We start from the raw sequence: 24,618 nt of genomic DNA, 5'->3' as shown, positions 1-24,618 counted from the left end.
GCGCTTATGCGCGGGGTGCATCTTTACAAAAAATGTTTCCGGCGATAGCATTATCCGCATGGCATCACTGCAGTCGACGTACCATGCGAGATAATCATTTGGAGATTCCTGAAAAACTTGGTGATCCGGCTCACTACTTCAAGCTGAAAGACACATGGTATACCGCTTTTGCAACAAGCTGCGATGCATTGTTCTTTGTTTTAAAACATTCCTTTCTCAAAAAAGGACTTACCGATCAACAAGTACGCCCTATTCTTGCCCTGAGTGTACACATCCAATGGCAACGCCGCACTAATCGCCTGATAACAATCGGCATGAGGCATATTGGAACCATGGATCCCACTCTTGGTAGAGAGCTTGCAGAGCATGCTGCTACTATGCCCAAAAAATTCAGATCTACTCTTGTTGTATTAGGACGTGAATGCGCTGAACAAGGCGTACCGCAGTGGCGTATCCGCCTTGCGCACTTCCCTTCCCGACCTCTCATCTAGAGAGGTTTTTTTACATATCAATCTTTGAGTGAAGCCGGAAATACTCCAACATCAATGAGTAATTGAAAGTGTTCAGGATTATGCACGCGAATATGCTCTGCAAACTTCCCGCGCACAGGAGTGAGTGTGAGTTGATGCTTTTGTGCAAATACAACAATTTTACGTGATGCTTCTTCAAGGCCTTCTGAATCTTCAACCAGCAACTCGATCTCTCCAACTGAATAGCCGGTATCCGTATAATCAATATCAATTCCGAAACCTTCCTTGCGCCAGGCCTTACGATGTGTCGTGATAGTCCCAATCGACCGATAGCCTGAGTACTCCAAGTCTTCTTTAAATGTTTTGTGTGCAGGCAAGCTAAGATACTGCCGTATTTCTTGCTCAGTCAGAAGCTCATCATATTGATCAATTGCGCGCTCATCATAATCATCCATTTTTCGTGGTACCTTGAGCTCACACTTACCGTCCCGAAATCGAAACCACGTATCTTTGGTTGTTAATGCATAATCGCTCGTATCGTAGTAGGTGTCCGTAAATGTCCTCTCGCTTTCGAGCTCAGCTCCTTCCAAGAGCCGTTCTCGCTCCTCATCACTGAGAAGGAATTTTTTCTCAACTTCAATCATATCTGATAAAAAATAATAAAATCGCTATTTAAGCATAGCAAATGCCCAAGCCAACACAAGCTGGCATTGACAAAATGGCATTTTTGTGCTATAATTGTATTAATCTTTTACTTCTAATTTTCATTATGAATACAACAAAAAATCGTCTAATTGCCTCCCTGAAATACATAGTCGGAGTGGGAATAGGCTTATCAACAATCCTTATTGGATCATTTTTGTATTCAACCCCTGTTGACGCTCAGCAATACTGCAATGCATCAGCTGAAGAGTTTGCATCAAGTGGATCAATCACCTGCGGTAATATCCGCTGGCGTCTCCACCCTCAGGATGCGGCTCGACTTGCAACGAAAGTCACCACACCCAAAACTCCTGTTGCCGATATGCAGCTTGCATTTGACATGCGCCCTTATTTGCAGAAATACCAGCTCGCATATGAGATCATCAAAGATTTCACGGGCTATGAACGGCCGGAGCATGAACTCATCATCGAGGAGCGCTGCGCGCCAGGCGCTAGCGGTGCATGCCCCAATGGGAGACTTATCCAGGATGTACCTATGTATGCCATTGGCAATGCCGTCTATATCCGTAATGATTTTTTTGAAACTACCTTTCCATTCATAGCACAAGATCCCCGAGCGCCTCTCTCAGCGGATATTCTGCGACAGATGGGTCGCGTATTCACTCCTTCCCAAGGTGGCACAGCCGACGGATATATCTGGGATAGCGCGCTTCCGGACAGCTTTGCCGAGATACAAGGCTTATATGGCGTGGTTCTCTACTCACAAGTCAACAACGTGATGGAAAAATTCTATTCCGACGAATGGTGCGCCAAGCAAGGCAAAGGGCGGCTCTGTTTTGACTTCTTCACGACGCTCGATCAGTACGCCACCATCAAGTATGACAAAGCGCTCCAAGAGTATATATCGCGCAAAGACAACTTTGACACACTCTTTGCCATTCCTTTTTCCACATTGAATGTCCCCTCATCCTCGCTCACCATCCCCGTCGGCACGACAATAGTCCCCTCTTCTAATTTGCCTACGGTACAGCGCAGCGAGATTTTCAATGCCATGATTGCCCAGACAGCACGCGAAGCCAATAATCAAAAAATGCTCTTCTCGTACTACGATGGATTGCGCAAGACATTCCGCGCATACAACACTTATCCGTATGTCGTTGAACAGCCGGCTAGCTGGCACCAGGACCCGACTGTCCTGACGCTTGACCTGAAATACCAAAAAGCAAATTACTTCGTATATCTGCTCAGTTCTTTTTCCCGCATTGATTTTTCCCAGAGTTTTTTGAAGTGGAATTTTCCGCTTGTCAAAGAAACAAAAGATATCATCCTTACGAACGTCAATGAAGCAAGTGACGAGCCGCGCATTCCTGTTTTGGGAAAGCGGATTCTTTCCCGCTCGTTTGCCAAGCTCACGCTCGCGTCAGCTCCGCGCAATCTGCGAGTTGCCGATCCCAAGCTCACCTCATCACTCATACTTTCCTGGGATGAACCGGTGAATGTGGCATTCATTTCATTTAATGTGTATCGCACAGATACAGACCGGGGCGTATCTACGCTCATTGCAAAAAATGTGAAAGGAAACAATTATACGGATACGGCTCTGAACGGAGGCAGAACCTATTACTATGACATTGCGGCATCCGACGCAAACGGCTTTGAATCTTCTATCACTGTCCGCGAAGGAAAGCAGCCATCCCCTCCAATAGAGATCAAGCCCTATGAACAAGTATTTTACTTTTATTCCTATGGTCCTGCAAAAATAGAAGAAACCTACGCGGAAGTAAACTGGGGAACGACCAAAATTGCATCAGCGAAAATAATGTATGCGCCGCAAGAAGGAGGACCCTACATTCTTCTTGAAGATAACGATAAAAAATTCGGAGGACAATTCAAACTCCACGGTCTCAAACCATCGACTACCTACTATTATAAAGTGGCTGCTGTTGATAACGCAGGGCTCATCTTGGAACAAAAAGGAACATTCGCAACGTTAGCGCAAAAAATCACTACCGTACCCGCTACACACATTGCATCATTGGGATATTTTCCCATTTCTCCAGCTCCTGCCCATCAAGATATACTGATAAAAAATACATCCGGCATTCCAGAACCATCGGGTGTATATGTATCTGAAACAGGTACCGGCAATTCTGTCAAAATCTCATGGAAAAATTCCGGCAACAAAAAATTACTCACGCGCATTTACCGATCAACAGTTCCCTATACAAAAGGGATTTCTGTCGCGGAGTTCAAAAATACAACCACTCGTTGGTATGACAACAATGTCGAACCTTTCACACCGTATACCTATACGCTTGTGAATGTAGCAAAAGACAGTGGGTTTGAATCCGAAGGATTTCCCTGGACACTTACCATTTCTCCAGCTCCCGCACTGGGTCCGCAGAATATCCGAGTTATAAGTCAGGGGTATTCAAATCTTGTCCAATGGAATATTCCGTCATATTTCACCTCGGCAAAATCCGTTTCTGTCTACCGTTCGCTTGCAAAGGGGCAACTTGGGCGCCAAGTAGCCTCGGGGCTTCCATTGAACCAGAAATCATTTCTTGATAACCCGCCCATGCAAAATGAAACATGGCATTACACCGTGCATATTGTCACAAAACTTGCAGTCGAAAGTACGAATAACGATCAATATATTCCTATTGTCATTCGACAGCTTGCGAAACGTTAAAAACGATTTGGTTCGAGATAGATTATAACAGCCTTTCCATCAGTAAAAAATTCATCACCGACAAGCGTTTTGCCGCTTGCAGGCTGCACCATGTGGAATTCTTCATCTGATGCACTTACGCCATGCGCGCGAAAGTCCTGGCGCAATGCCTCGCGCTCACTATCGATATCCGGATCAATTGCGTGAACTGGGATAAGAATGCGTGATTTCAGTTTAATACGTTCGTCAAAATGAACAGCGCCAACCCATACCTCCCGCGCACCATCAATACTGTAGGGAGTTTCCCATATATGAATATGGTGGCGGCGTTTCAAAGAACGCTTGGTGACCAATTTTTCATACGAGATATCATTGGGTCGGCCATTCCAGAATGTTGTAATGCCGGGGGCTTCGGGATACGAGCGTTGAAAAACAGTTGCATATGCAGAGCGCAAAGCATTCTTCATGGTTAACTCATCGGATGCCACCCATCCGGATGCGAGAAATGCCGAATGAATATCTTCGGGAGTGCCGACAAGTACGACATTAATCGGTTCCGTGGAAGATCCCGTCACTTCTTCGGTATACCGAGGCAACTGTGCCATAAACGCAGGGATGATTTCATGCTGTGCAAGCTCTATGCGATCAAGAGATGGGTCCAACGCAGTGCGCAATGGATGTGTACGAAAAAAATACGATGCATACAAGAGAAAAAAGAATGTACCAATACATGCATACAATAAAATAAGGACTGGTGATTGCTTTGGTCGAATCATCATCCCTCGTTTAAGTCGGCGGCGCACTTCGAGGCTTGTAATGAGTGTGGCAAGCCATGCACTGCCCAATGCTATACTTGCAATAACATCTGATGGCCAATGAACGCCGAGATAGATGCGCGAAAATCCTATACACCCAACAATCGCTGCGCCAAGGATTGCAATAGTAGCACGAAGCCACACACGCTGCGTTGTCCGAAACAGTAAGTATGTCAAAAAACCGTAAAAGGAAACGGCCAAGAGCGTGTGGCTACTGGGAAAACTAAACCCCACTTCAATTGCAGTTGTATTCACCAAATAGGGCCGCGGGCGCTTGACAAGCAATGTTCCAAGAAGAATAAAAAATTCAGCTCCAACAACAGAGATGATAAGCGCAACAATTGCATGCCACATGCGCAAAAAAAGGAAGAGAAGCAATGCAAGAATCAAACCAACTGCAACTACCTCCCATCTTCCAAGATCAGTAAGAAAGAGCATGCTGGCATTGAATGATGCACCGCGAAATACTTGCGCGAGATTGATAATCGCAACATCGTACTGTATAAAAGGATCCTGCCATTTGATCGTTTCCAGTGTCGTATAGAATACGACAATACACACGAGAATAATGGCAATACCTATGGTAAGATGCAGTCCAAATGCCTCATCGGGCGTAAACCGTCGCTTCAAAAATTGAGTGATAAGCGGGTGCCGAAAAGTAAAACGCTCCACTATATACAGTAATCGTCCCATGATAGGTTATTTTTTGACAAACAACTCTTTTAATGATCCTGTCCAGCGTACCAGTGGCTTTGGGTATTTGAGATACTGGATATCAAATTGGCCTTTGAACCGCGTAAAACCGCGCCAGGAACGCGGTTCGCCTTTTTGCCGGAATACGCCAAAATCCAAAAAGCGGATTCCGCGTTCACGTGCGGTAGCAAACCAATACTCCATCATGCCCGTGCCTGCAGGGCTCTGCTTCGCGGACTCCAAAATATATGATGCAAGATGGAGCGATTGCTGAACTTCTGGAATATCAAGAAAAGCAAATCCTGCTTCAATGGGCGCATCAGGAATGCCTTTTCTCCGAGCTGCTATAAAATGAACGAGTTGTCCATGCCGCTTGGCAAATTTCTTCACATAATCAATCATCATAGTTTTAAGCAAAATATCTTTTTTTGCTTTGCGGTATGCTTTGTAAAAATCTTGGGGATCGGGTGTGAACAATTCCCATTCGGTTTGCGTAAGCCATTTCTTACGATGCCGCTGTGCATGCTCAGACCAGCGTTTCCAATATTCCACGCCATTGCCGATATCGCTGAAGCCATACATCATCAAATCCATTTTGATCCATGGATGGTGCCACCCTGCAGGAATATCAAGACGGCGCTCGGGCTGCCACATGAGCATGCGCCTCGGCCCCGATGGATCGACAATCGGTTCGGTATCGCCAAAATACTTTTCAAAATGCATAAACCCATGATTCCAGCGCAATCCCCAAATGCCATTTGACTCAACCGCGTTGAAATTCTTCTTATTGCTTGAATCCCGATCTAGATAGGCTTTGCAATTCCGGTGCGTACGATAGCCATCAGGCACTCTACTGATAAGATTTTTTGATTCTTCGTGCCGAAATACGGCAAGATTGTTGTACCATTTTTTCCATCTCTTCAGGACGGTCAAGCGCAGTGCAATGGAATCCAAAAACTCAGGTTGAGAAAATGCGTTCACACAGAGATAGCCGCCCGGCGCAAGTGCGGAACTCAGCGATTCAATAAATGATTCAGTCAAAAGACCGGGTACAATATGTTCTCCTTTAAATAAATCAAAAATGATTAGATCATAGTTTTCTGAAAGTGCAGGAACGATTTTTGCAGCATCTCCTTGTCGGATTGTCCACCTGTGTTTTGAAGGAAGGTTACCTATTTTTTGTGCCAATTCAACCATGTGTGGATCCCATTCAATAATCGTTATGCGAGGCATTGGATAATGCTTTAAAAGATGGGGTACAATCCCTCCGCCACCAAGCCCAAGCAACAAGATATGGCGCGGCATCGCTTCGACCGGTATGGGATGCAGAAGGTGTTTCAATACATGGGTCATGTAGTTTGATGTCTCATCAAACCGATCCACCAAAATTTTCCATTGCCCAAAGCGGCGGAGTATGCGTATCGTTCCGTTTTGATCTGATTTAATAGTATGTGATTCGTAGAGCCAGGTCATATGACTAGAAGCTTACTGTGATTTGTCTCTTTTTTCAAGCAAACAAAAAGGACGTCTCTTTCGAAACGTCCTTTTGTTGATCTCGATTTAGTATCGTGAATCATCGCGTGATCCGAAACCGCCACGACGTGGACCGCCTTGTCCACGACCGCCGCCGCCGCCTCCGAAACCACGTCCGCCGCGATCACCACCGCCAAAATCGCTTTTTTCGCGCATGGGGCGTGCTTCGCTAACGGTGATTGTTCGGCCGCCGAATTGAGTCCCGTTAAGGGCTTGAACGGCTGCCTGGCCTTCCGCATCGCTGCCCATCTCGACAAAACCGAAACCGCGGCTGCGGCCTGAGAATTTGTCTGTAATGACATTTGCCGACGTGACGGACCCGTGAGCTGCGAACAGCTCTTTGAGTTCATCATCAGTCGTTGCGAATGGGAGACCACCTACGTATAATTTCATAAGTGTATGGTCATCATAAAAAAATAAAAACCTGCTTCGACCCTTGACCCTTGCTCTACGTAGGAAACGGTAACGATGGATAAAACCAAACGATCCTGTTTTTTCCGTATGGAAGGACACTACAGGCTACTTCTCTATACTAGCACACTATTCGAATTTTGGCAAGGGGAAGCGGAGCTTTATGCTTAATTATCCCGCTTTGTGCGTTTTCGATCAATCGCCGTGAGTACTTTTTTGCGAAGTCGTATGTTTTTTGGCGTTGCCTCCACCAACTCATCCTCTCCGATATATTCAAGCGCATCTTCCAAACCAACGTCCTTTGCGACATCCAACCCTTCTGCAACACCCTCGCCCTTTGAACGCATATTCGTCAGTCGCTTCTCCTTACATACATTTACTTCGATATCTTCATCTTTGGCATTTGCTCCTACTACCTGACCTTCATATATGGCTTCTCCTGGCTTCACAAATAGCAATCCCCTTTCTTGTGCATTGATTATTCCATAACTCGTCGTTGTACCGGCTTCATGTGCAATCAATGATCCGTGTGAACGCGTTGTAATATCCCCTGCAAACGGTTGGTACCCGCCAAAAAGCGTATTCATAATACCAAGTCCACGCGTATCCGTAAGAAATTCACTGCGATAGCCGATAAGCCCCCGTGTTGGAATGGCATAATGAAACGTCGCCATGCCGGAATCAACATGCATATTTTTTAACTCTGCTTTCCGCCTTCCTAATTTTTCAATCACAATACCCATGTGTTCTTCAGGGACATCAATCCACACTTCTTCAATAGGTTCCTGGAGTGCGCCATCATCGTTAGTTTTTAAAATAACCTCGGGGCGGGATACCTGCAACTCGTAGCCTTCGCGCCGCATGCGTTCGATGAGAATTGCCAAGTGCAGTTCTCCGCGTCCGCTCACTACAAACTCATCGGTACTGGTACTTTCGTCTACACGAAGTGCAACGTCTGTTTCAAGTTCTTTTGCAAGGCGTTCACGAATATTGCGCGATGTGCAGTAATCCCCTTCCCTGCCGGCAAATGGCGAGGTATTCACGCCAAAGGTCATCTTCACGGTTGGCTGCTCAATGGCATGGGGGGTAATTTGAAGCGGTTGGTCCACTTCTGCAATCGTATCGCCAATATTCACCTGGGCAATGCCTGCGATTGCAACAATATCTCCCGCTTGAGCGCCCTCCACTTCAATGCGGCCCAAACCTTCAAAAGTCATAAGTGCTGTAATTTTTTGGTTTGCTTTCTCACCATCACGGGAAATATGCGTAATAGGCGATCCTTGCTGAACGGAACCATTCCAGATTTTACCAATTGCAATTTTACCCTTATACGTGTCGCTTACCAACGACGTTACAAGCATCTGAAATGGTTTTGCATCGTCACCTGTTGGTTCCGGAATATACTTTACTATTGCATCAAAAACAGGCATAATGTCTGTCATCGATTCAAGATCAGCGGAAAGCCCTGCTTTACCGAGGCGCGCGGCGGCATAGATTATGGGAAAATCTACCTGTTCGTCAGTAGCGCCTAAGTCAATAAATAACTCAAATGTTTTTTCTACTGCGTGCGTGATGCGAGCATTTTGCTTGTCGATTTTATTGACAACGACAATAATCTTATGCCCCGCTTCAAGCGCTTTTTTCAACACGAATCGCGTCTGGGGCATGGGACCCTCTTGTGCATCAACAAGAAGCAATGCGCCATCCGCCATCTGAAGAACGCGCTCCACTTCCCCACCAAAATCTGCATGGCCGGGTGTATCAATGATATTGATCTTGGTGCCGTTATAATTAACTGACGCATTTTTGGAAAATATCGTGATGCCGCGTTCGCGTTCGAGTTCATTTGAATCCATGATGAGTTCCTCGCTCACATTTTTGCCAAACGCAATATGCGCCTGCTTGAGAAGTGCATCAACAAGCGTGGTTTTGCCATGGTCAACATGGGCGATAATTGCAATGTTTCTGATTGACTGCATAGGTTGAGTAATAAAAAAAGGCTTCAGCCCCTTATGAATAGAGGCAGACTATCATAGATACTAATTTTTGTCAATAAAAAATGCCATAAAAAAACCAGGGCTATTCGCCTGGCTGTGAAGGGATATTGAGACGACTGGCAAGCTGATCGCGGAAATGTCGGCAAGCTTCTGCGATTTGTTCATCGCCATACCCAACTGCAAGCTTACGACTCGGCCATTCATGACTGATCACCCGCACTCTCGTATAGCCTCCTTCGGGAAGGATGAGATGCGTAAAGTCTCTTCCGGCATCCACTGCAAGGATAATGTCTTCGTAAGGACAGAGGGATTGCTGTCCAAAAACAAAGAGGATGTCGTCGTCTCTATAATAGTATTCTTCGACGAGATCAACGCTTTGGTTTGCCTGCTTATTCTCCTCGATACTGTCACGCGCTGCATCGATGATTTTTCGACCACTTGCACCGCCCGGGATTTCGAGTGTCATGACTGCCTTGGGATAGGAAAGCACAGTTTCAATCGTCTGAATTGTCCAAGTCATTGTAATGTTCGATACCGCGCATAGTAGCACGCATAGTGATAGTGTCAAGGCTCATGACGCAATAAAAAAAAGCTCCGGGGAGCTCGAAATACTAATCGCCGAGAAAGAATGTGAGGATTTCTTCGTCAGTTGCATGAATATTGATCGTGGCTGCCGTAGTACTTGATTCAAACTTCGATCCAAGACCAATACTGATTCCTGCATGTGACGCTTCTCTAAATGCATCAGCAAGCCGCTTGTTTGCAAGAAGGCGACCTCTGAATTTCTTGTATCCTTCCAGATCACCAAGGATAAGTGTAAGTCCAAAGCCCTGTGCTTCTTTTGACAGTTTGTCGTAGATAATTCTGTTTTGTGTGGCAGTAGGAAGATTTTTGACCAAAAAAGCAATGATTGCTTCATCTGATGCTTTTACATCGACACTCAAGGTTGTGACATACACACGGAACGAATCAGCTAATCCCAGGGGGGTTCTTGCTTGTGCGCATTTTTTGAACATCCCTGCAAGCTTTTCATTGGCGAAGAGTCGAATGCGGAATTTCTTATACATCTCCACTTCGCTTCTCATTAAGTACATACTGTACAGTCGCTCCGCTTCATCTACGAGATACTCTTCATTTCGATTTTTATGCAAGATACCAGTGGTAGATGCATACGAAACGGAAAAATCAGGCAAACCTATGGGTGTTGTTGCAGTAAATGTACTAATACCGATAGCAACTCCGAAGATCGCAAACGCCATGCTTGTTTTTGCTAATGCACTCTTTCTCATTGTGATAATGTACGCAAAAATGAGCCTATTCCAGAGTTCACTTTTTGTCAATAAAAAAGAGCCCGGATCTGTGATCATAACGGGCTTTCGAAATACTGCTTTTCACGCGTTTTACTGAGTGCTGGTGGCCGAAGGTAGACCAAAAGCACCATTGAAAGCTCGATAAGCAGAAATGTTACCGGTTGGGCTGCAACAACAAGTGTCCACTCTTTTACACCGCAGACGGCAAAAACACAAGAGGCGTAAAAGATTGTCCACGAGAGCTTGTCTTCTTTACTCGGATCGATCCATGTTGCCTGTAGCATTGGTACACAAGCAACAAACATAGTTACGCATGCAATAATGATGCCGACAAGTGAATCGCCAAAAAGTTTCCAGAGCAGTATACCCAGTACTGCCCCGCAGGCGCTAACTACATCAATAGGCTTCCACCCTTTTGCGCCATAGGACCACGAGAGGAGCATGGTGATTCCAGCGCCGAAACATGCGCCGACGATCTGAAAATTCGCTTTTCCCTTATCCAACATTCCTATTAACACAATAACATCGAGAATAAAGCCAAGCGTCCACGTGACTTTCACCGGCACTGTTTCTCTGCGTAAAATTGAGGTTGCATACGGTATGAATCCACCGATAAACAAAACTCCTGAAACGAAGAGGGACCAGTCTTTCCATGTGTGAAACGAAGAAATGTACGTTTGAATGATCGAATGAATACTGTTGATCATTGCTGGATCACACTAGCATTTTTTGATCGTTTTGTCAATGATCGGAAATAAAAAAAGAGCTCTTTTAATAAGAGCCCGCCGCATCGTTGGTGCGGTCAGTAGTCAAGGAGGATTCCATCACCCGGATCTGCTTTGGCTGCTGCCGCTTTTTCCTCGTCCCAGCGGACCGGCCATGATTGGCGCATGAGTGACATAGTGAAACACACATAGGCGCCAAAGTACTCGGCCAGCTGTTGGCGCACGGCATCCGCGAGCGCCTCATGCCAGTAGGGGCACCCTTCATTGTGAATATGATCGGAGGAAAAATCCATGCCGAGCCGATCGTGACTACCTAAGTCACTACCACCATACTCCAGCCAAAAATGGCCGTAGCCGATCCAGTCAAATTGTTCTTTGCTCGCATCGGCGTTTGCGATGGCCAGTACTACCTCTTCAAGCTGGCCGTCATCGGTCTGAACTTCCTGTCTATTGCGCATGCAAGCCATGCGGGCATAAAGCGAGAACATATAGACATCCGTATCCTTGTGCTCGAGAGCAAAACAAAAGATTAGTTCTCTGGTTACCTTATCCCGAAGAACAGTGAATTTGCAATGATCGCCCCATTCACGGAAAAAGCGTTGGCGATACATAAACTCATGCTGATCTTGGTAATGGTGGTCGCCTCGATACTTTTCCCACGCTTTTTCGTAATGTAATTCTTCCGAATATTTTCTATATAATGCGATAAATTCCTGCGGCCCGAGTGTTGACGCACCACCGGTACCGATAGTATGGAAACACAGTACTCGCACATTTTTGATTGTATTCATTATCAATGTTCGATACCGACAATGGTAGGTAATATTTCCCCGAATGTCAATACTCATGGATAAAAAAATCGGCCTATCGCAATGGTAAGGCCGATGTGGGATATGGACACCTAGGACATCCCAAGTTCATTGAGCACGCGCTCAAGCTGTGTACGGCATTGCCGCACCACCAGCAGGGGTGGATCGAACGGATCGTCAAGCGGACGATCAAGACTCTGCCGCGCAAGATGTTCCGAGACAATCCCCTTCAGTCGGGATGACAGGCGATGAATGATGCGCAACATACGCGCCCTTTCGCTTCCCTGCCCTCTCACCCAGTTGTCGCATAGATAATCTCCGTGCGCTCTCACGAGAGCCGCTGCGGCCAAGAGATCTTCATCTCGGACACCGCAGAAAATCCCTTGAAGCATGTGCTGCTTGATACGATCCTCCAGGACACAGAGTGCTGGAGAGATTGAAACATACCGCGACAATGTGCGGCTATATATGTCTCGTGCCTGTTCTATGATTTCTCCGGAAATGCAATGCCCGACTCCTGTCGAGCTTACAGTATCCCCTGCCTTGTTGAATGCGTGATGATATTCAATGAAGTTGACAACATTCGGTGCTATTTCGTCCAATGACTATTCCTCCTAACAGCTGTAGATAACTACAGACCCCTTCTTATACATAAGAGATATACACAGACTATCATTTGTTACATATTATGTCAAGTGGATTATTGACATTATAAGCGTCTGAAAAATAAAAAACCGCCTTCCCTTGGTGGGAAAACGGCAAGCTGTTGGAGTGCTCGAATTGGGCTATTCAAGGACAAAGACACTCTTAATCCCCTCCTTTGCCCTGAATGCAGCTTCGAAATCCTCGAGTGCGTACCGATCGGTAATCAGAGGAGTAAGCTGAAGCGCTCCACTGCCGACCAAATCAAAGAGTCGGTTCCATTCACGTCGCGTACGACCTACAACCCCTTTGAGCATAATTTCCCGACGCACAACATCATTGAGAAGTATTCGGTATGCATCTGAATCGCTTCCGAAAATGCCGATCTGAATCCATACTCCTGCCGAAACAATGAGCGAGCGACCGATTTCCAGAGACTGTGGTGCTCCGGTCGTCTCAATCACAGCATCCACCGAAAGCTCTGATAGCTTTTTTGATATATCGACATCAGTAATGTCATAGGTGGTAATTGACGAATCTAAGCTGGAAATGACGGCGAGTTTTTCTTTGCTGCGTCCGAATGCCAACACATCAAATCCAAACCATCGGGCTGCAAGCGCTGCTACACCGCCCATAATCCCTGTTGCACCGAATACTGCTACTTTCGATTTCCGTCCCAGTGGCTGCTTTGATAAGAGTTCAGAGAGGTGTTCAAGTGCGCGGATGCCGATCGTTGCAGGCTCAAATACCGATGCAACCGTTAGTGGAATGCTTAGCGGTGCAATGCGGACAATGTGTTGGGGTACAAGCGCATACTCTGCAAAAACACCATTACTGCCAATTCCAAGAATGCTCTTATGGGGACAAATATTCTCCAGTCCTCGCTTCACATATGAGCAATCGTCATGGATGTGGGATTCAAATGCAACACGATCGCCTTCCGCAATATTCGTAACACCCTCGCCGACTTTCTCGACGGTTCCCGAGCCTTCATGACCCAGAATGTAAGGTACGTTATTGGAAAGCGCGTTGCGCCCGTCATCCCATTTGTAAATATGATGATCGCTTCCGCAAATGCCTGCGGCAGCAATTTTCACAAGCACCGTGCCGGGTTTCACTTCAGGTATGGGAATATCCTGCAGTTCCAATCCTTTTTCTGCTCTGCATTTAACAAGCGCTTTCATACTGTCGACTCTACGCCAGATCATGCCGAGTGTCAATAATCGGTTCAACAGGACAAATAAGCGCATCAAGCGACTCATTGATTGAAATTTTTTTCTCAAGATAGGTATCGGGATGCAGCACGAAATTAATAAGATAGGGACCGGGATGGTGAAGTGCTCGCTCTAGAGCTGGCTGAATATACTCATGCGTACCTACCGTTTCCGAACGAATACCATAGCTCTGCGCAATCTCGGCAATGGCAAGCGGCTTGTCAAAAGTACTTCCAATAAATCTCTTACCGTATGAAAAATGCTGATGTTGCCGAATAGCTCCCAGTGATCCGTTATTAAACACAAGTATTTTCACGGGAGTACTAAGATCAGCAAGTGTTGCCAACTCTTGTATATTCATTTGAATATCGCCATCCCCCGTTACGACCACAATCGGTTCATCCAATGCAATACTTGCCCCGATTGCGCCAGGCAATGCAAACCCCATAGCGCCAAAACGTGAATTAGTATTAAACTGCCGAGGATAGGTGTAGGTAAAATGGCGAAGCGCCCAATACTTGTGAAGCCCGTTGCCCGCAAAAATTCTGATATTCGGAACTATTCGCTCCAGTGTTTCCATAATGAACGAGGGTTGAATGCCGGATGGTGCCGCATCAGAGCGCAATGCGCATGAATGTTTCCAAAGCGCAATTTGTTCAATCCATTCCGTGGGAGCTCTATAGGCACGCGAGCGCTCATCGTCAAGCATGTCGCTAATGATAGCACTCACATCTCCGGACAAACAAAGCGTTGGCTGAACAAAAAGTCCGCAGGCTTTATGATTGATATCAATTTGGATAATCTTTGCATTGGGAGCAAAATACTCCAATCGAGCAGTTGAGCGCGGTTCAAAATGCATGCCCCACGCGACAATACAATCTGCTTTCTGTAATGCTGAATTAGCATAGGGCGTTCCCAATACACCCAGAACTTCCAAGGCAAGCGGATGATGTTCGGAAATACTTCCAACCCCTGAAACAGTTGAGGCAACAGGAACATTCAAGCGCTCAACAAGATTCCTGAACATCACGTGTGATTGCGATTGCACTATGCCACTTCCGGCAATAAACACCGGGCGCTTTGCTTGGGAAAGAAGAGAAAAAAAAGCTGCACGTTCTACATCGGAAAGTGATTGCCTGCCTCCTTGATCATTCATAGTCTCTAGCTCAACATTCCCTAATGCGTTTTTTCGAATAATATCTGAAGGAATATCTATGAGTACGGGGCCTTGGGGATATTTCTGCGATTCGTAAAATGCCTGATGTATAATTGCGGGAATTTCTTCAACAGAACGAATGCGCCAATTCTTTTTGGTAATAGTGTTGGTAATACTGATCATGTCCACTTCTTGAAATACCCCTTTACCAAGATATTCAGAAGAAGCATTAAACGTCAGCGCCACCAAAGGTATGGAATCCGCATACGCCGCAGCAATCCCGGTGATAAGATTTGTCGATCCGGGTCCTGATGTTGCCATACATACACCCGGCACTCCGCTACTGCGAGCATATCCATCCGCCGCGTGCGCCGCAGCTTGTTCATGACGCACAAGAATGTGGCGAATAGTGCTGCTATGATACAGCTCATCATAAAAAGGCAGCATGTCAGAACCCGGATAGCCAAATAGTACCGTAACACCTTCATGTACAAGCGCGTCATGAAGAATGCGTGCACCGGATTGTACGTTATCGCTTTTCATATCTCGACTATCCTACCACAATACACCAAAAGAAAAAGAGCTCTATTGAATGTTAGTAACAGAATATGCACAGGAAGATATTGTCACCTTTTTTGCCAGATGCTATACTGTGGATTACATTATTCATTTCGCTACCATGCTTATGCCACCACGCGCAACCAAGAAAGCTGCAACCAACCTATCGCAGCCATTACCCAAAACAGCACAGCCTCCCCAAAACAAGGAACAGCAGCAAATCCAATGCAAGATTCATACAAATACACATGCAGTACTTTTGGGACTTGGAGCACTTCTTGTCCTCTCGTTCGGATTAAGCCTCAGTTCGCTCGCAGCAAGCAAAAAAACAGAACCGACTATTGCAACTGTCGGATCAAACGTACAAGCGCTGGAAGCAAAGATCGACAAACTCCAACGACAGCTCGATTCTGTAAGCGCACAGCTTCTGAAAGCATGCAATGATGTTTCAAATTCCTGCCTTGAAAAGGCAAGCCAAGCCGATGAAGAAACAACCGAAAGCACGGATGGCGAGAAACCAGATGAGAAAACAGAAAAAACAGCACCCACTACAAAAAAATAAGAATAGTATAAAAATGAGTCCGAAGCGGACTCATTTTTTTATCCCTTAACGACAATAATCACATTGAGCGATGAATATTTCTTTGCTTCGTTAGAAAGTATAATTTCTATACGTTTTGCATCCATCCCACATGCGCCCGCACCGAGCATTGGCACTGCTATGGATTGGAATCCTTCCTGCTCGCAATAATCTAATACATCATGCCAAACAGAACGGAGCTGGTCATACCCAATAATTTTTCCGTCTGCCTGGTAATCGATCGTAGGAATATGAATAACGATATCTGCTTTTAAGTTTCCTGCTGTGGTGGCAACATACCCACCCAACGGAATAAATCCCTGATCCTTGCATTCTTCACTAAGTGCAGGGCCAGCAGCCAATGAAATAGCTTGCGCAACACCGCCGATGTGATTGAGCTCCGTATTTGCAGCATTTATGATGACATCAGCCTTCACTTTAGTAATATCTCCCTTTTGTTTTGTGCATGGCATAGATTATTCGATGCATCCTATTTGAGAATAATGGGGAATGTACGGATTGCATTTCTTCCCCGCAAAAGACTCCACTAAAGGTTGTTTAGGGGGCGGTGGAATGCATCCAGGTTGAAATGTAATAGCTCTTGATGGATCACAGGACTTACCTTCATACTCTCCCCTCATTTCCTGCCGAGGAGGCTGAACACACCCATCCTGCCATACGAGAGGAATATCGCTTGAGCATGCCCTACCAGTAAATAAATTCTTTTGCAGTGCAGAAATCTGCCCTATGCATCCCGGCTGAAATGTAATGGGCATATCCGCACTGCATGGCCTGCCTTCGTATGGACTTTTGACCGGTATTTTTTTAAGAGGGGTACACCCAGACTGAAATGTCAGAGGAAGCTCAGGATCACAAAACCATGTTTTAAGGGAATCTTCACGCTTTTCGAGCCCGTCTTGTTTTTTAGCAATGTCATTTAATTTTTTTTCTTGTTCTTTCTGTTTGCGTTCATTTTCTTTTAGTTTTTTTTGAAGCTCTTCTTGTTCGCGCTTAAGTTTGCGTTCGGCAAGTTGTTTTTGAAGCTCTGTTCGCTCTTTCTCTTTTTTTGCTTTCTCATCTTCGAGTTTCTTTTGGTCATCTTCGAGTTTCTTTTGCTCTTTATCTATTTGCTCTTGTTTTTTGCGGTCTTTTTCTATCTGATTCAGTTCTTTCTGATCTTTTTTTTCACCAGTGCCGTATTCAATTTTTTCTTGTACCATAAACTGCGCCGCAGCAGAGCGGGGATTTGTAGGATTATTATTCACAACATCAATAGTATGGGTGCCGGGCATAATGGTAATTTTTGCGTTGTCCCGTTCGATCATCGAAGGAATGGTTATGCCAATATTTTCAAATGTACCATCATCTTCTGGCGCCAAATATCCCCCAACCGATACCTTTACCCGGTCAAAACGCACATTAAGCCCTTCTTTTGCTGTGAAACCCGCACCAAACAGCATGACATAAGTACCCGTGGGACCCTTCACGGGCGAAAGAGCTAGTGTTGGTTCTGATATGTTTTTTTGAAGAGGATTTGCAACGAGAGTAAACTGCCCCATTGCGTTTATCATTTTTTCTGTTGCAACATACAGTCCATACATTTTGGGTGTTAGTTTTAGTCTCACATCCTGAGGAATCTCGAGCCGCAAAAAAAGCTGGTCATCGGAACACTCGCCACGCATTGCCAATGTAAGCGTACAATCACGATAATTCCGCGCAATTGTAAGTTCGTACATAGTAGTATCATCAGGATCAACAAACCATGCCTTTGGATTTTGCCGCTCCGAATATGGTCCCCAGTCAAGCCCTCTCACTGCAATTGATATGACATTTGCTGTAGCAACAGGAGGGTCAATAAGCATTATCGATGCTTCGGGTTTTATATCGCGAGCTGTATTAGCTACAGCATCTATCCTACTCGGCATCGCTCCCAAAAGAATCCCTACAATAAGCACTCCCGGAATGCCGATTCGTAGTAGTGTTTTTTGCATAATTATTGTGTTCCTGAAATGGTTGTTTGAATCTGCTTAGTGATCGGCCCTGCAGTTGTATTGGTTAAATCAAGTATGCCGGATTTCACATATCCGCCAAAGGCACCCCAATCAGCATACACGTCATATACTGCTTTTATTTTGACTTGATTGGTTGCCTTATGAAACGATCCGACAATGGCGCGATCGCCATCCCAGATCGCAAGAGCCATGGGTTTATACACAGCGGTTGTCGGATCCTGTCCTTGTGGCACAAGCGTAACGGTTTGAATCGAACCAAGACTGCTGTCACGACCTGGGTAAATGAGGTCGATCTCGACAACAATCTCGGGCGCTGGTGAAGGCGCTTCTTCTTTTTGCTCAACGCTCGTCCCGCCGGCTTTCAGAACTTTAATGGCAGTCACCACTTGCGTTTTTGCATTTGTTAAGTCAATCTGTCCCATTTTTGTACTTTCCGTTCCCCAGTTTGCATACACATCATATTTTTTTCCTGTTTGAGGCGTACTTGTTGCCTTGTGAAATGAAGCGGTAACGCGCCGGTCGCCGTCCCACACTGCAATTGCTGTTGGCTTGTAGCTTGCTTTTTTCACATCCTGCCCTTCGAACACCAATTCCATTGTAACGATGGAATTCAGCGCACTATCTTTCTCTGGATATTCGAGTGTAATCTGCACTGGCACCTCCGACACCGCTCCATCTGACGATACGGCAGTTGTCCCGCCCTCTTTGAGATACGTAACCACATGGTGCCAGTTGTTGTAATCATATTCAAAGCGTATCTGGGTACCGCCGATTAATTTGCCTGGTCCGCGCAGCTTTGACTCGGAGAGGGTTAGAATATCTCCACTTACAGAATAGGTCCCTTTTTCGCTCGAGACTGAATACGTGCCATCCTTATTGAGTACAATGGGTGCAAAAAGCCTGCAGTCTCCCCCACCGCCACCACTCACATTATAGCTCCAACAGCGGTATGAACCGCTGATATTCGTAAATGCCGGTGGTTCTTTAAATTGCGGTTTTTGCTGCTGGAGCTGCTCTTTTACTGGAGAGGATGGCACACTCGCGGATTCCGACATTGCGGGCTGTTCCGGATCCGCATACTTTTGGGATGGTGCAATTTTATTAATATTATCGTTTGAAATACCCAAACCCTGTCCCCTCATGACAGTAAATGCATCAGAGGGGCGCCCAAGAAAATATCGCTTTAGATCAATGGGGTTCACATACCATGCCTCGCCATGTTCTTCGACTTGCAGCAAAATACGTCCTGCAAATTTCAACGCAAATGAGCGATTACGAACCGCACTATCTTCCGATGCCGAAATCTTTTCCAAATTGGCATTCGAAATACCCAAACCCAACTCCCTCATCACGCGAAAAGCATCTGAAGGTTTTCCAAGATACGCTCGCGTCCGCGTAAGCGGATCAATATACCATGCTTTGCCTTTTTCCTGGACCTGCAAAAGGATGCGTCCGCTAAACGTGTCTTTGAGCTGTGCGGCATTGGCAGTATGAGCACATGCAAATGCAAACATTATTGATAGCGTTAAAAAAAGGTATTTCATATGGTGCTCATAGTTATTTTGGTTCTGTTATCTCACTACTATACTACCAATGTTTATGGAAAGACAAAACTACCTGTCAAGAAGGAGTTTTGCTATACCAAGAGCTGTGCCATGAAACGTCGAGAGTGGCTGTATGGGGATTCCCGAAACCTGCTCCTGGATAGTTTTCATGAGCCCATCCCGCGTTACACCCCCGTCTATCACAAGTACGCGTGGCTGTAAGGGTAATTCTTTAAGACGTTTATCCACTAAGCATGCAATGCGTGTAAGCTGTGCAATAAGCTTCTTTTTACTATGGAGCGCCCGTTCAACTTCCTTGCCTCCAACGTCAATCTTTGCCTCGAGTGCATAATACGGCGTACCATGATTGGGTATGAGCGTGGTAAAAAAATTCTTTTGAGCTGCAAATATCGTACCGAGAGATTGCATCACAAACGTACCAGTGCCATATGTTACTTTCGTTGTACCTTTTTTACTGCCAGCTGCCGCCATACCAGATTGCTGGTCTCCACATACAGCGAGAAGTGGAATAGAATACCCAAGAATTTCTTTTTTTACTCTGCCATACTCGTACTGCGATGGAACAACCTTTGGCATAAGCTCTCGCGGCACACCGAATATACCGAGAAGTTTTGTATCCCAGAAAAGCGTCTGAATATTAAAAAGCAATGTTCGTGCTGCATTAGTGAAATCTGTCAGATGAGGCCTGCCTTCCACAAAGTTCCATAGCAGCCAGGAATCAACAGTGCCAAACAGTAGGCGATTTTGACGTATGAGAGTCTGAGCTTTTGGAACATTTCTAAGTACCCATGCTATTTTGGATGCCGAAAAATAAGAAGAAAGCACAAGGCCCGTTCTTGAACGGACATCAGATGCATGGCGTTTGAGCGAATAGCATTGTTTTTCCGTTCGCCTATCCTGCCATACAATTGCTGGATAGACCGACTTACCAGTCTTGGCATCCCATAGAATGGTTGTTTCTCGCTGATTCGTAATTCCCATCACCATGCGCGATGGATGAATACCCGATAAACGTACAGCTGTTTTAAGAACTGTGGCGCTCAAGCGTAAAAGTTCCTTTGGATTTTGCTCAACATGTGCACGTTTTGGATGACATATTGATAGCTTTCGTTCGCTTTGAGCCAAACACTGATATGTCTGATCAAATACAAATGCCTTGATACTCGATGTGCCAACATCAAGCACGAGTGCAGCGGTTTGATTATTCACATTTCTTAAAATAACGGCTTAATGCTGAGCGGGCGTCTTTTTTGCATGACAAAATAGCTTTGACAACTTGAAACAGCTTGAATGTTGCTGCCTTGCCGCCAAGCATCGATTCAAATGCTGCAATGGAAGATTTTCCTTCACTTTCAATACCGCACACGCCGGACAGAGCAAGTTCTTTACCGACACTGTAATTTTTCGAATAGTTACTTGAACCGGTTGCAATCAAATCGCCGATACCTGCCAATGAATAAGTTGTTGCAGCCTTGCCGCCAAGCAAAGGAAGTATCCGCGCCATTTCATCTGCCGCTCGCACAATAACAAGCCCTCTTGCATTCATTCCCAACCCCAAACCGTCAACTGCACCCAAAGCCGTTGCATAGATATTTTTCAAAACTCCCGCAAGCGCAACGCCACGGACATCGGACGAATAGCAGCATGTGATTGGCGTATGTGCAAATAATGCGGCAACTCTTTCGTACGCACGCCTATTTTTTGCAGCAAGAATGCCTCCTGCGGGAAGATTCATTTCCAACTCCTCCGCAAGCATGGGTCCACTCACAAGAACAGTGGGTTGGTTTCGATGCAATACTTCATTCAAAAGCACATCCATAGTGAGCTGTGTTTTCCGCTCAATACCTTTTGCAAATGAAACAACAATGGTCGTTTTTTTGAGATGCGGCCGCACCTGTTCGAGCGCCTTGCGAAACACCCATGACGGTACACAGAGAAACAAAAAATCTGTACAAGAGACAAGTGTTGCGAGAGGTTTTTGATTGGGCACCTTTTGAGGATTGGCATCCCACCATTCAATTGATAATTTTTTATTTTTTTGAAGAAGCTTCCCAATACAGCTTCCAAGCTCCCCTGCTCCAAGTATGGCAATGCGTTTCATAGATTATTATTTTTCACCGACGAGTATCATATTTGTCGGCGGATAGTCGATCTGCCGCAATGATGATCCTTGTGCCACATAGAGTGTAGCTCGCGGCTCATACTTGTTTTTAATGATATATTCATTAGAAAAAGTTTTTGAGCCATTTACAATACGGAACCCCATTCGCTCAAGAAGTTTCACCCAACCCGTATACGAATAAAACCCAAACTCTTCATGAAGTTCGCTTTTCCAGTTGTCGACATACGTCATTTTACTCAAGTATTCATACGCATCTTGCAAGCGAAGCTTGATATACCTCACTCCTCCTCGTGTTACGACAGTATACTTGATTTTTCGTGGAATGAATTCCTCAGCGAATCTGAAAAATTTTGCATAAGTTGAAAGCTGTCCGATTGCACCACTCGCTTTGCCGTCTTTTTCATTGAGAGATAAAAGAACGGTTGAATTGGGGTGTTCAGGCCCCACAACATCTCGGATAATGATTCTCCCTCCTTTTTTAAGCTGTTTATACGTGTTGTGAAGAACCCTATGAAGAAGTTTTTCACCAAGATACGAATACACTTCATGAAGAACGGATGAATAAATACACGTGTTAATGGAGTGATCTTTGAATACTTGGTCGGTGATATTTCTTCTATAGAAAAAAACAAAGGGGTTATCATACTCCTGCGAGCGGCAGTATTCATAGAAACGACGTACTGCTTCGATACCGATAATATCCGATTCGTTAAAATGCTTCGCAAGCAAACGAACCAATGAACCGGTTGAACATCCCACATCAACAATTTTACCTTCGACTATAAACGGTTCGATGTCCTGAAATTTGATATGTATAACAGAGTCCATTGAGAGTGCATACGTCTGGTAATTCCTCGTTTCAGTGATATCGGCATCATCATTGAGAAGGGCATCAGAAAAGAGCTCGACGATCAGATCACCAATATTATACGTATCATAAATCTGCTGGGATGAAAGATGGGCATACATTCGCCATATTTGATCCTTTCTCCAGTTTGTGCCAGCTTGTACGAGAGAATTGATAACTTCAAACGGGCGCGACACCGAATAGCTATTGGTTGCTGCTGAAACGAGCTCCATGGAATGATGGCTAAAACCAAGCTTGGTAAACAAACGGATGACATCCGGTGTCGAGCATGCCAACAGCGTATTCGATGGCCGAAGCAGTTGCCCTCCCTGGTACTGAATATGCGAAAGAAGATACTGGGCGTATTCATTGGTAGGCGCAGTATCCGGTATTGGATAGATTTTTACTTCACACCCGATATCTCGAAAACATTCTTGAATTGCCATAGTGCGCAGATGGAGCGGCAAGGGATTGCGGCGGGTATTTTCGTGGTTTGCTGATGTGACAGCAATGACAATGCGACGTATCTTCTTGCCCTTCCAGCCGTGGTACACAAGCGACTTAAGTGTATCATGTTGAAATGACGTAAGAATATGGTGCCTGCCAGGAAAAAGGATGGTCATAGGTGAGTGTGTATAACTCTTCCTACTCTACCAAAAATTGGGATTGATTAAAAGACTCCTACAAAAGAAGAGGTGGTATTTTATCGCATAAATACAGTACTATTTCCTTTTTCTCAATAATTCTCAGACTTCCCTCTTGACAGGGTTTTGAGATATGCTAGTATGTGTATGTTAGACACTAAGTATATGCCCATCGCACCACTCAAACAATTTGTCCACGCAATACTTGCAACTGATATCGTCATCTTTACCATCCAGAATGGCCAACTCAAAGTACTGCTTATCAAAATGACACGGCAACCCTATGTCAACATGTGGGCCATACCCGGCGGACTTATTACGCCGGACGAATCAGCCGACGAGGCAGCCCTCCGCCATCTCCGAGCAAAAACAAACGTCAAAGACGTCTACCTCGAGCAGCTCTATACATTTGGCCGTGTAGACCGTGACCCTCGCGGACGCGTAGTATCCGTCGCCTACTTTGCACTCATACCAAGCACCAATGTGTCATTAAAAACGACAGCTGATTATGCAGGAATTGATTGGTTTCCCATCAAAAAACTTCCTTCGCTAGCCTATGACCATAGTGAAATCATCTCACGAGCAATCGATCGCCTCAAAAGCAAACTTGCCTATAGCACCATCAGTTATAGCCTTCTATCTAAAGAATTCACACTCAGCGAACTGCAATCGGTATATGAAGTGATTCTCGGCCGCAAGCTTGACAAGCGAAACTTTCGCAAAAAAATACTCTCACTAGGTCTTATCCGCGCAACAGGAAAGAAACGCCGAGGCACGGCAAACCGCCCCGCAGAACTCTATACCTTCAAAAAACGCATTCCCGAATTTGTAGATATTCTCTGATAGTGCCTATCCCTATTTATTTTTTTATCCCTAGTTAGTGTATTATATACACCTATATGACTGCCACTCTATCATTTTTCCTGTCTGTCCATCTCTTTTTTCACTCTATAGCTTCTTCTTCCACTTATTTTTTCGCCTCTTAGTTAGTGTATATAATACAATATTAGTATCTCAATTGCAGGCATCACAAACCACTCCCCTCCCTTACGTCTCCATATTATTTTTTGCCTCTTAGTTAGTGTACTTAGTACACTTGTAGAATGAAGATCTCAGTACTTAACCACCAGAAAACCTTACTAAGCTCTGAGACCTGCATCTCTACGATGCGGCAACTGTAC

The 24,618-nt window shown here is 45.3% G+C and carries 22 protein-coding genes; 4 read left to right on the top strand and 18 right to left on the bottom strand.

Going from position 1 to position 24,618, the window contains the following annotated elements; all coding sequences use genetic code 11:
• Nucleotides 1-83: 83 nt before the first annotated feature.
• Nucleotides 84-491: a hypothetical protein gene (locus AAB400_02155; protein MEK7648702.1), complete on the top strand. Its 408-nt coding sequence runs from the start codon at nt 84-86 to the stop codon at nt 489-491.
• Between the two features lie 17 nt (nt 492-508).
• On the opposite strand, the gene AAB400_02150 is transcribed toward AAB400_02155, so the two are convergent.
• The gene (locus AAB400_02150; protein MEK7648701.1) at nt 509-1,114 is read right to left on the bottom strand and encodes a CYTH domain-containing protein; all 606 of its coding nucleotides are present in this window, start codon (nt 1,112-1,114) and stop codon (nt 509-511) included.
• A 125-nt stretch (nt 1,115-1,239) separates the two neighbouring features.
• Here AAB400_02150 and AAB400_02145 point away from each other — a divergent pair, with 125 nt between their 5' ends.
• Nucleotides 1,240-3,825: a hypothetical protein gene (locus AAB400_02145; protein MEK7648700.1), complete on the top strand. Its 2,586-nt coding sequence runs from the start codon at nt 1,240-1,242 to the stop codon at nt 3,823-3,825.
• Here the strand turns inward: AAB400_02145 and AAB400_02140 are convergent.
• The 11 genes from AAB400_02140 to AAB400_02090 form a co-directional block, all read right to left on the bottom strand.
• Complete coding sequence (locus AAB400_02140; protein ID MEK7648699.1) at nt 3,822-5,249, bottom strand: LssY C-terminal domain-containing protein; 1,428 nt, start codon at nt 5,247-5,249, stop codon at nt 3,822-3,824. The two genes, AAB400_02145 and AAB400_02140, sit on opposite strands and share 4 nt — an antisense overlap.
• 69 nt (nt 5,250-5,318) lie before the next feature.
• Entirely contained in the window at nt 5,319-6,785 is a 1,467-nt protein-coding gene (locus tag AAB400_02135; protein MEK7648698.1) for a fused MFS/spermidine synthase, read from the bottom strand.
• 87 nt (nt 6,786-6,872) lie between these two features.
• Nucleotides 6,873-7,238 (bottom strand): RNA-binding protein, encoded by a 366-nt coding sequence (locus tag AAB400_02130; GenBank protein MEK7648697.1) that lies wholly within the window; start codon nt 7,236-7,238, stop codon nt 6,873-6,875.
• 185 nt (nt 7,239-7,423) lie between these two features.
• Nucleotides 7,424-9,235: a translational GTPase TypA gene (gene typA / locus AAB400_02125; GenBank protein ID MEK7648696.1), complete on the bottom strand. Its 1,812-nt coding sequence runs from the start codon at nt 9,233-9,235 to the stop codon at nt 7,424-7,426.
• Between the two features lie 100 nt (nt 9,236-9,335).
• On the bottom strand, nt 9,336-9,773 hold the full coding sequence (locus AAB400_02120) for a hypothetical protein (GenBank protein ID MEK7648695.1): 438 nt from the start codon (nt 9,771-9,773) through the stop codon (nt 9,336-9,338).
• Between the two features lie 91 nt (nt 9,774-9,864).
• A complete protein-coding gene (locus AAB400_02115; protein ID MEK7648694.1) occupies nt 9,865-10,542 on the bottom strand; it encodes a hypothetical protein in 678 nt (225 codons plus the stop codon).
• Nucleotides 10,543-10,616: 74 nt separating this feature from the next.
• Nucleotides 10,617-11,270 (bottom strand): hypothetical protein, encoded by a 654-nt coding sequence (locus AAB400_02110; protein MEK7648693.1) that lies wholly within the window; start codon nt 11,268-11,270, stop codon nt 10,617-10,619.
• 95 nt (nt 11,271-11,365) lie between these two features.
• Entirely contained in the window at nt 11,366-12,079 is a 714-nt protein-coding gene (locus AAB400_02105; GenBank protein MEK7648692.1) for a hypothetical protein, read from the bottom strand.
• 110 nt (nt 12,080-12,189) lie between these two features.
• Nucleotides 12,190-12,699 carry a hypothetical protein gene (locus tag AAB400_02100; protein MEK7648691.1) on the bottom strand — a complete coding sequence of 170 codons (510 nt, stop codon included), beginning with the start codon at nt 12,697-12,699 and terminating at the stop codon, nt 12,190-12,192.
• A 183-nt stretch (nt 12,700-12,882) separates the two neighbouring features.
• Nucleotides 12,883-13,923, bottom strand: coding sequence for an alcohol dehydrogenase catalytic domain-containing protein (locus tag AAB400_02095; protein MEK7648690.1), 1,041 nt, complete (start codon nt 13,921-13,923; stop codon nt 12,883-12,885).
• A gap of 10 nt (nt 13,924-13,933) precedes the next feature.
• Nucleotides 13,934-15,652, bottom strand: coding sequence for a thiamine pyrophosphate-binding protein (locus tag AAB400_02090; GenBank protein MEK7648689.1), 1,719 nt, complete (start codon nt 15,650-15,652; stop codon nt 13,934-13,936).
• A 109-nt stretch (nt 15,653-15,761) separates the two neighbouring features.
• On the opposite strand from AAB400_02090, the gene AAB400_02085 reads away from it, so the two are divergent.
• Nucleotides 15,762-16,229 (top strand): hypothetical protein, encoded by a 468-nt coding sequence (locus AAB400_02085; protein ID MEK7648688.1) that lies wholly within the window; start codon nt 15,762-15,764, stop codon nt 16,227-16,229.
• Between the two features lie 38 nt (nt 16,230-16,267).
• Here the strand turns inward: AAB400_02085 and AAB400_02080 are convergent, their stop codons facing one another.
• The 6 genes from AAB400_02080 to AAB400_02055 all read right to left on the bottom strand — a co-directional run bounded on the left by AAB400_02080 (nt 16,268) and on the right by AAB400_02055 (nt 23,416).
• Nucleotides 16,268-16,720 (bottom strand): macro domain-containing protein, encoded by a 453-nt coding sequence (locus tag AAB400_02080; GenBank protein MEK7648687.1) that lies wholly within the window; start codon nt 16,718-16,720, stop codon nt 16,268-16,270.
• A gap of 3 nt (nt 16,721-16,723) precedes the next feature.
• On the bottom strand, nt 16,724-18,238 hold the full coding sequence (locus AAB400_02075) for a hypothetical protein (GenBank protein ID MEK7648686.1): 1,515 nt from the start codon (nt 18,236-18,238) through the stop codon (nt 16,724-16,726).
• A 2-nt stretch (nt 18,239-18,240) separates the two neighbouring features.
• Nucleotides 18,241-19,803, bottom strand: a complete 1,563-nt coding sequence (locus tag AAB400_02070) for a hypothetical protein (protein MEK7648685.1) — start codon at nt 19,801-19,803, stop codon at nt 18,241-18,243.
• A gap of 69 nt (nt 19,804-19,872) precedes the next feature.
• Entirely contained in the window at nt 19,873-21,033 is a 1,161-nt protein-coding gene (locus AAB400_02065; GenBank protein ID MEK7648684.1) for an FGGY family carbohydrate kinase, read from the bottom strand.
• Nucleotides 21,026-21,925, bottom strand: coding sequence for a hypothetical protein (locus AAB400_02060; GenBank protein ID MEK7648683.1), 900 nt, complete (start codon nt 21,923-21,925; stop codon nt 21,026-21,028). The genes AAB400_02065 and AAB400_02060 overlap by 8 nt, the downstream gene beginning before the upstream one ends.
• Nucleotides 21,926-21,931: 6 nt before the next feature.
• Nucleotides 21,932-23,416 carry a methyltransferase domain-containing protein gene (locus AAB400_02055; GenBank protein MEK7648682.1) on the bottom strand — a complete coding sequence of 495 codons (1,485 nt, stop codon included), beginning with the start codon at nt 23,414-23,416 and terminating at the stop codon, nt 21,932-21,934.
• 168 nt (nt 23,417-23,584) lie between these two features.
• Between AAB400_02055 and AAB400_02050 the strand changes: the two genes are divergently transcribed.
• Nucleotides 23,585-24,280, top strand: coding sequence for an NUDIX domain-containing protein (locus AAB400_02050; protein ID MEK7648681.1), 696 nt, complete (start codon nt 23,585-23,587; stop codon nt 24,278-24,280).
• Nucleotides 24,281-24,618 lie beyond the last annotated feature (338 nt).

It is taken from the genome of Patescibacteria group bacterium, from assembly GCA_038065255.1.
Lineage (GTDB): Bacteria > Patescibacteriota > Patescibacteriia > JACQRZ01 > JACQRZ01 > JBBTRI01.
The sequence above is the reverse complement of the archived record's forward strand: the minus strand, read 5'-3'. Positions and strand labels throughout refer to the sequence as shown.

What these genes read in the sequence shown, in the direction of transcription:
- AAB400_02060 (MEK7648683.1), bottom strand. Translation starts at nt 21,925, where the DNA reads ATGAAACGCATTGCCATACTTGGAGCAGGGGAGCTTGGAAGCTGTATT.
- AAB400_02080 (MEK7648687.1), bottom strand. Translation starts at nt 16,720, where the DNA reads ATGCCATGCACAAAACAAAAGGGAGATATTACTAAAGTGAAGGCTGAT.
- AAB400_02110 (MEK7648693.1), bottom strand. Translation starts at nt 11,270, where the DNA reads ATGATCAACAGTATTCATTCGATCATTCAAACGTACATTTCTTCGTTT.
- AAB400_02075 (MEK7648686.1), bottom strand. Translation starts at nt 18,238, where the DNA reads ATGCAAAAAACACTACTACGAATCGGCATTCCGGGAGTGCTTATTGTA.
- AAB400_02070 (MEK7648685.1), bottom strand. Translation starts at nt 19,803, where the DNA reads ATGAAATACCTTTTTTTAACGCTATCAATAATGTTTGCATTTGCATGT.
- AAB400_02150 (MEK7648701.1), bottom strand. Translation starts at nt 1,114, where the DNA reads ATGATTGAAGTTGAGAAAAAATTCCTTCTCAGTGATGAGGAGCGAGAA.
- AAB400_02155 (MEK7648702.1), top strand. Translation starts at nt 84, where the DNA reads ATGCGAGATAATCATTTGGAGATTCCTGAAAAACTTGGTGATCCGGCT.
- AAB400_02055 (MEK7648682.1), bottom strand. Translation starts at nt 23,416, where the DNA reads ATGACCATCCTTTTTCCTGGCAGGCACCATATTCTTACGTCATTTCAA.
- AAB400_02145 (MEK7648700.1), top strand. Translation starts at nt 1,240, where the DNA reads ATGAATACAACAAAAAATCGTCTAATTGCCTCCCTGAAATACATAGTC.
- AAB400_02105 (MEK7648692.1), bottom strand. Translation starts at nt 12,079, where the DNA reads ATGAATACAATCAAAAATGTGCGAGTACTGTGTTTCCATACTATCGGT.
- AAB400_02095 (MEK7648690.1), bottom strand. Translation starts at nt 13,923, where the DNA reads ATGAAAGCGCTTGTTAAATGCAGAGCAGAAAAAGGATTGGAACTGCAG.
- typA (MEK7648696.1), bottom strand. Translation starts at nt 9,235, where the DNA reads ATGCAGTCAATCAGAAACATTGCAATTATCGCCCATGTTGACCATGGC.
- AAB400_02120 (MEK7648695.1), bottom strand. Translation starts at nt 9,773, where the DNA reads ATGACTTGGACAATTCAGACGATTGAAACTGTGCTTTCCTATCCCAAG.
- AAB400_02050 (MEK7648681.1), top strand. Translation starts at nt 23,585, where the DNA reads ATGTTAGACACTAAGTATATGCCCATCGCACCACTCAAACAATTTGTC.
- AAB400_02135 (MEK7648698.1), bottom strand. Translation starts at nt 6,785, where the DNA reads ATGACCTGGCTCTACGAATCACATACTATTAAATCAGATCAAAACGGA.
- AAB400_02130 (MEK7648697.1), bottom strand. Translation starts at nt 7,238, where the DNA reads ATGAAATTATACGTAGGTGGTCTCCCATTCGCAACGACTGATGATGAA.
- AAB400_02115 (MEK7648694.1), bottom strand. Translation starts at nt 10,542, where the DNA reads ATGAGAAAGAGTGCATTAGCAAAAACAAGCATGGCGTTTGCGATCTTC.
- AAB400_02090 (MEK7648689.1), bottom strand. Translation starts at nt 15,652, where the DNA reads ATGAAAAGCGATAACGTACAATCCGGTGCACGCATTCTTCATGACGCG.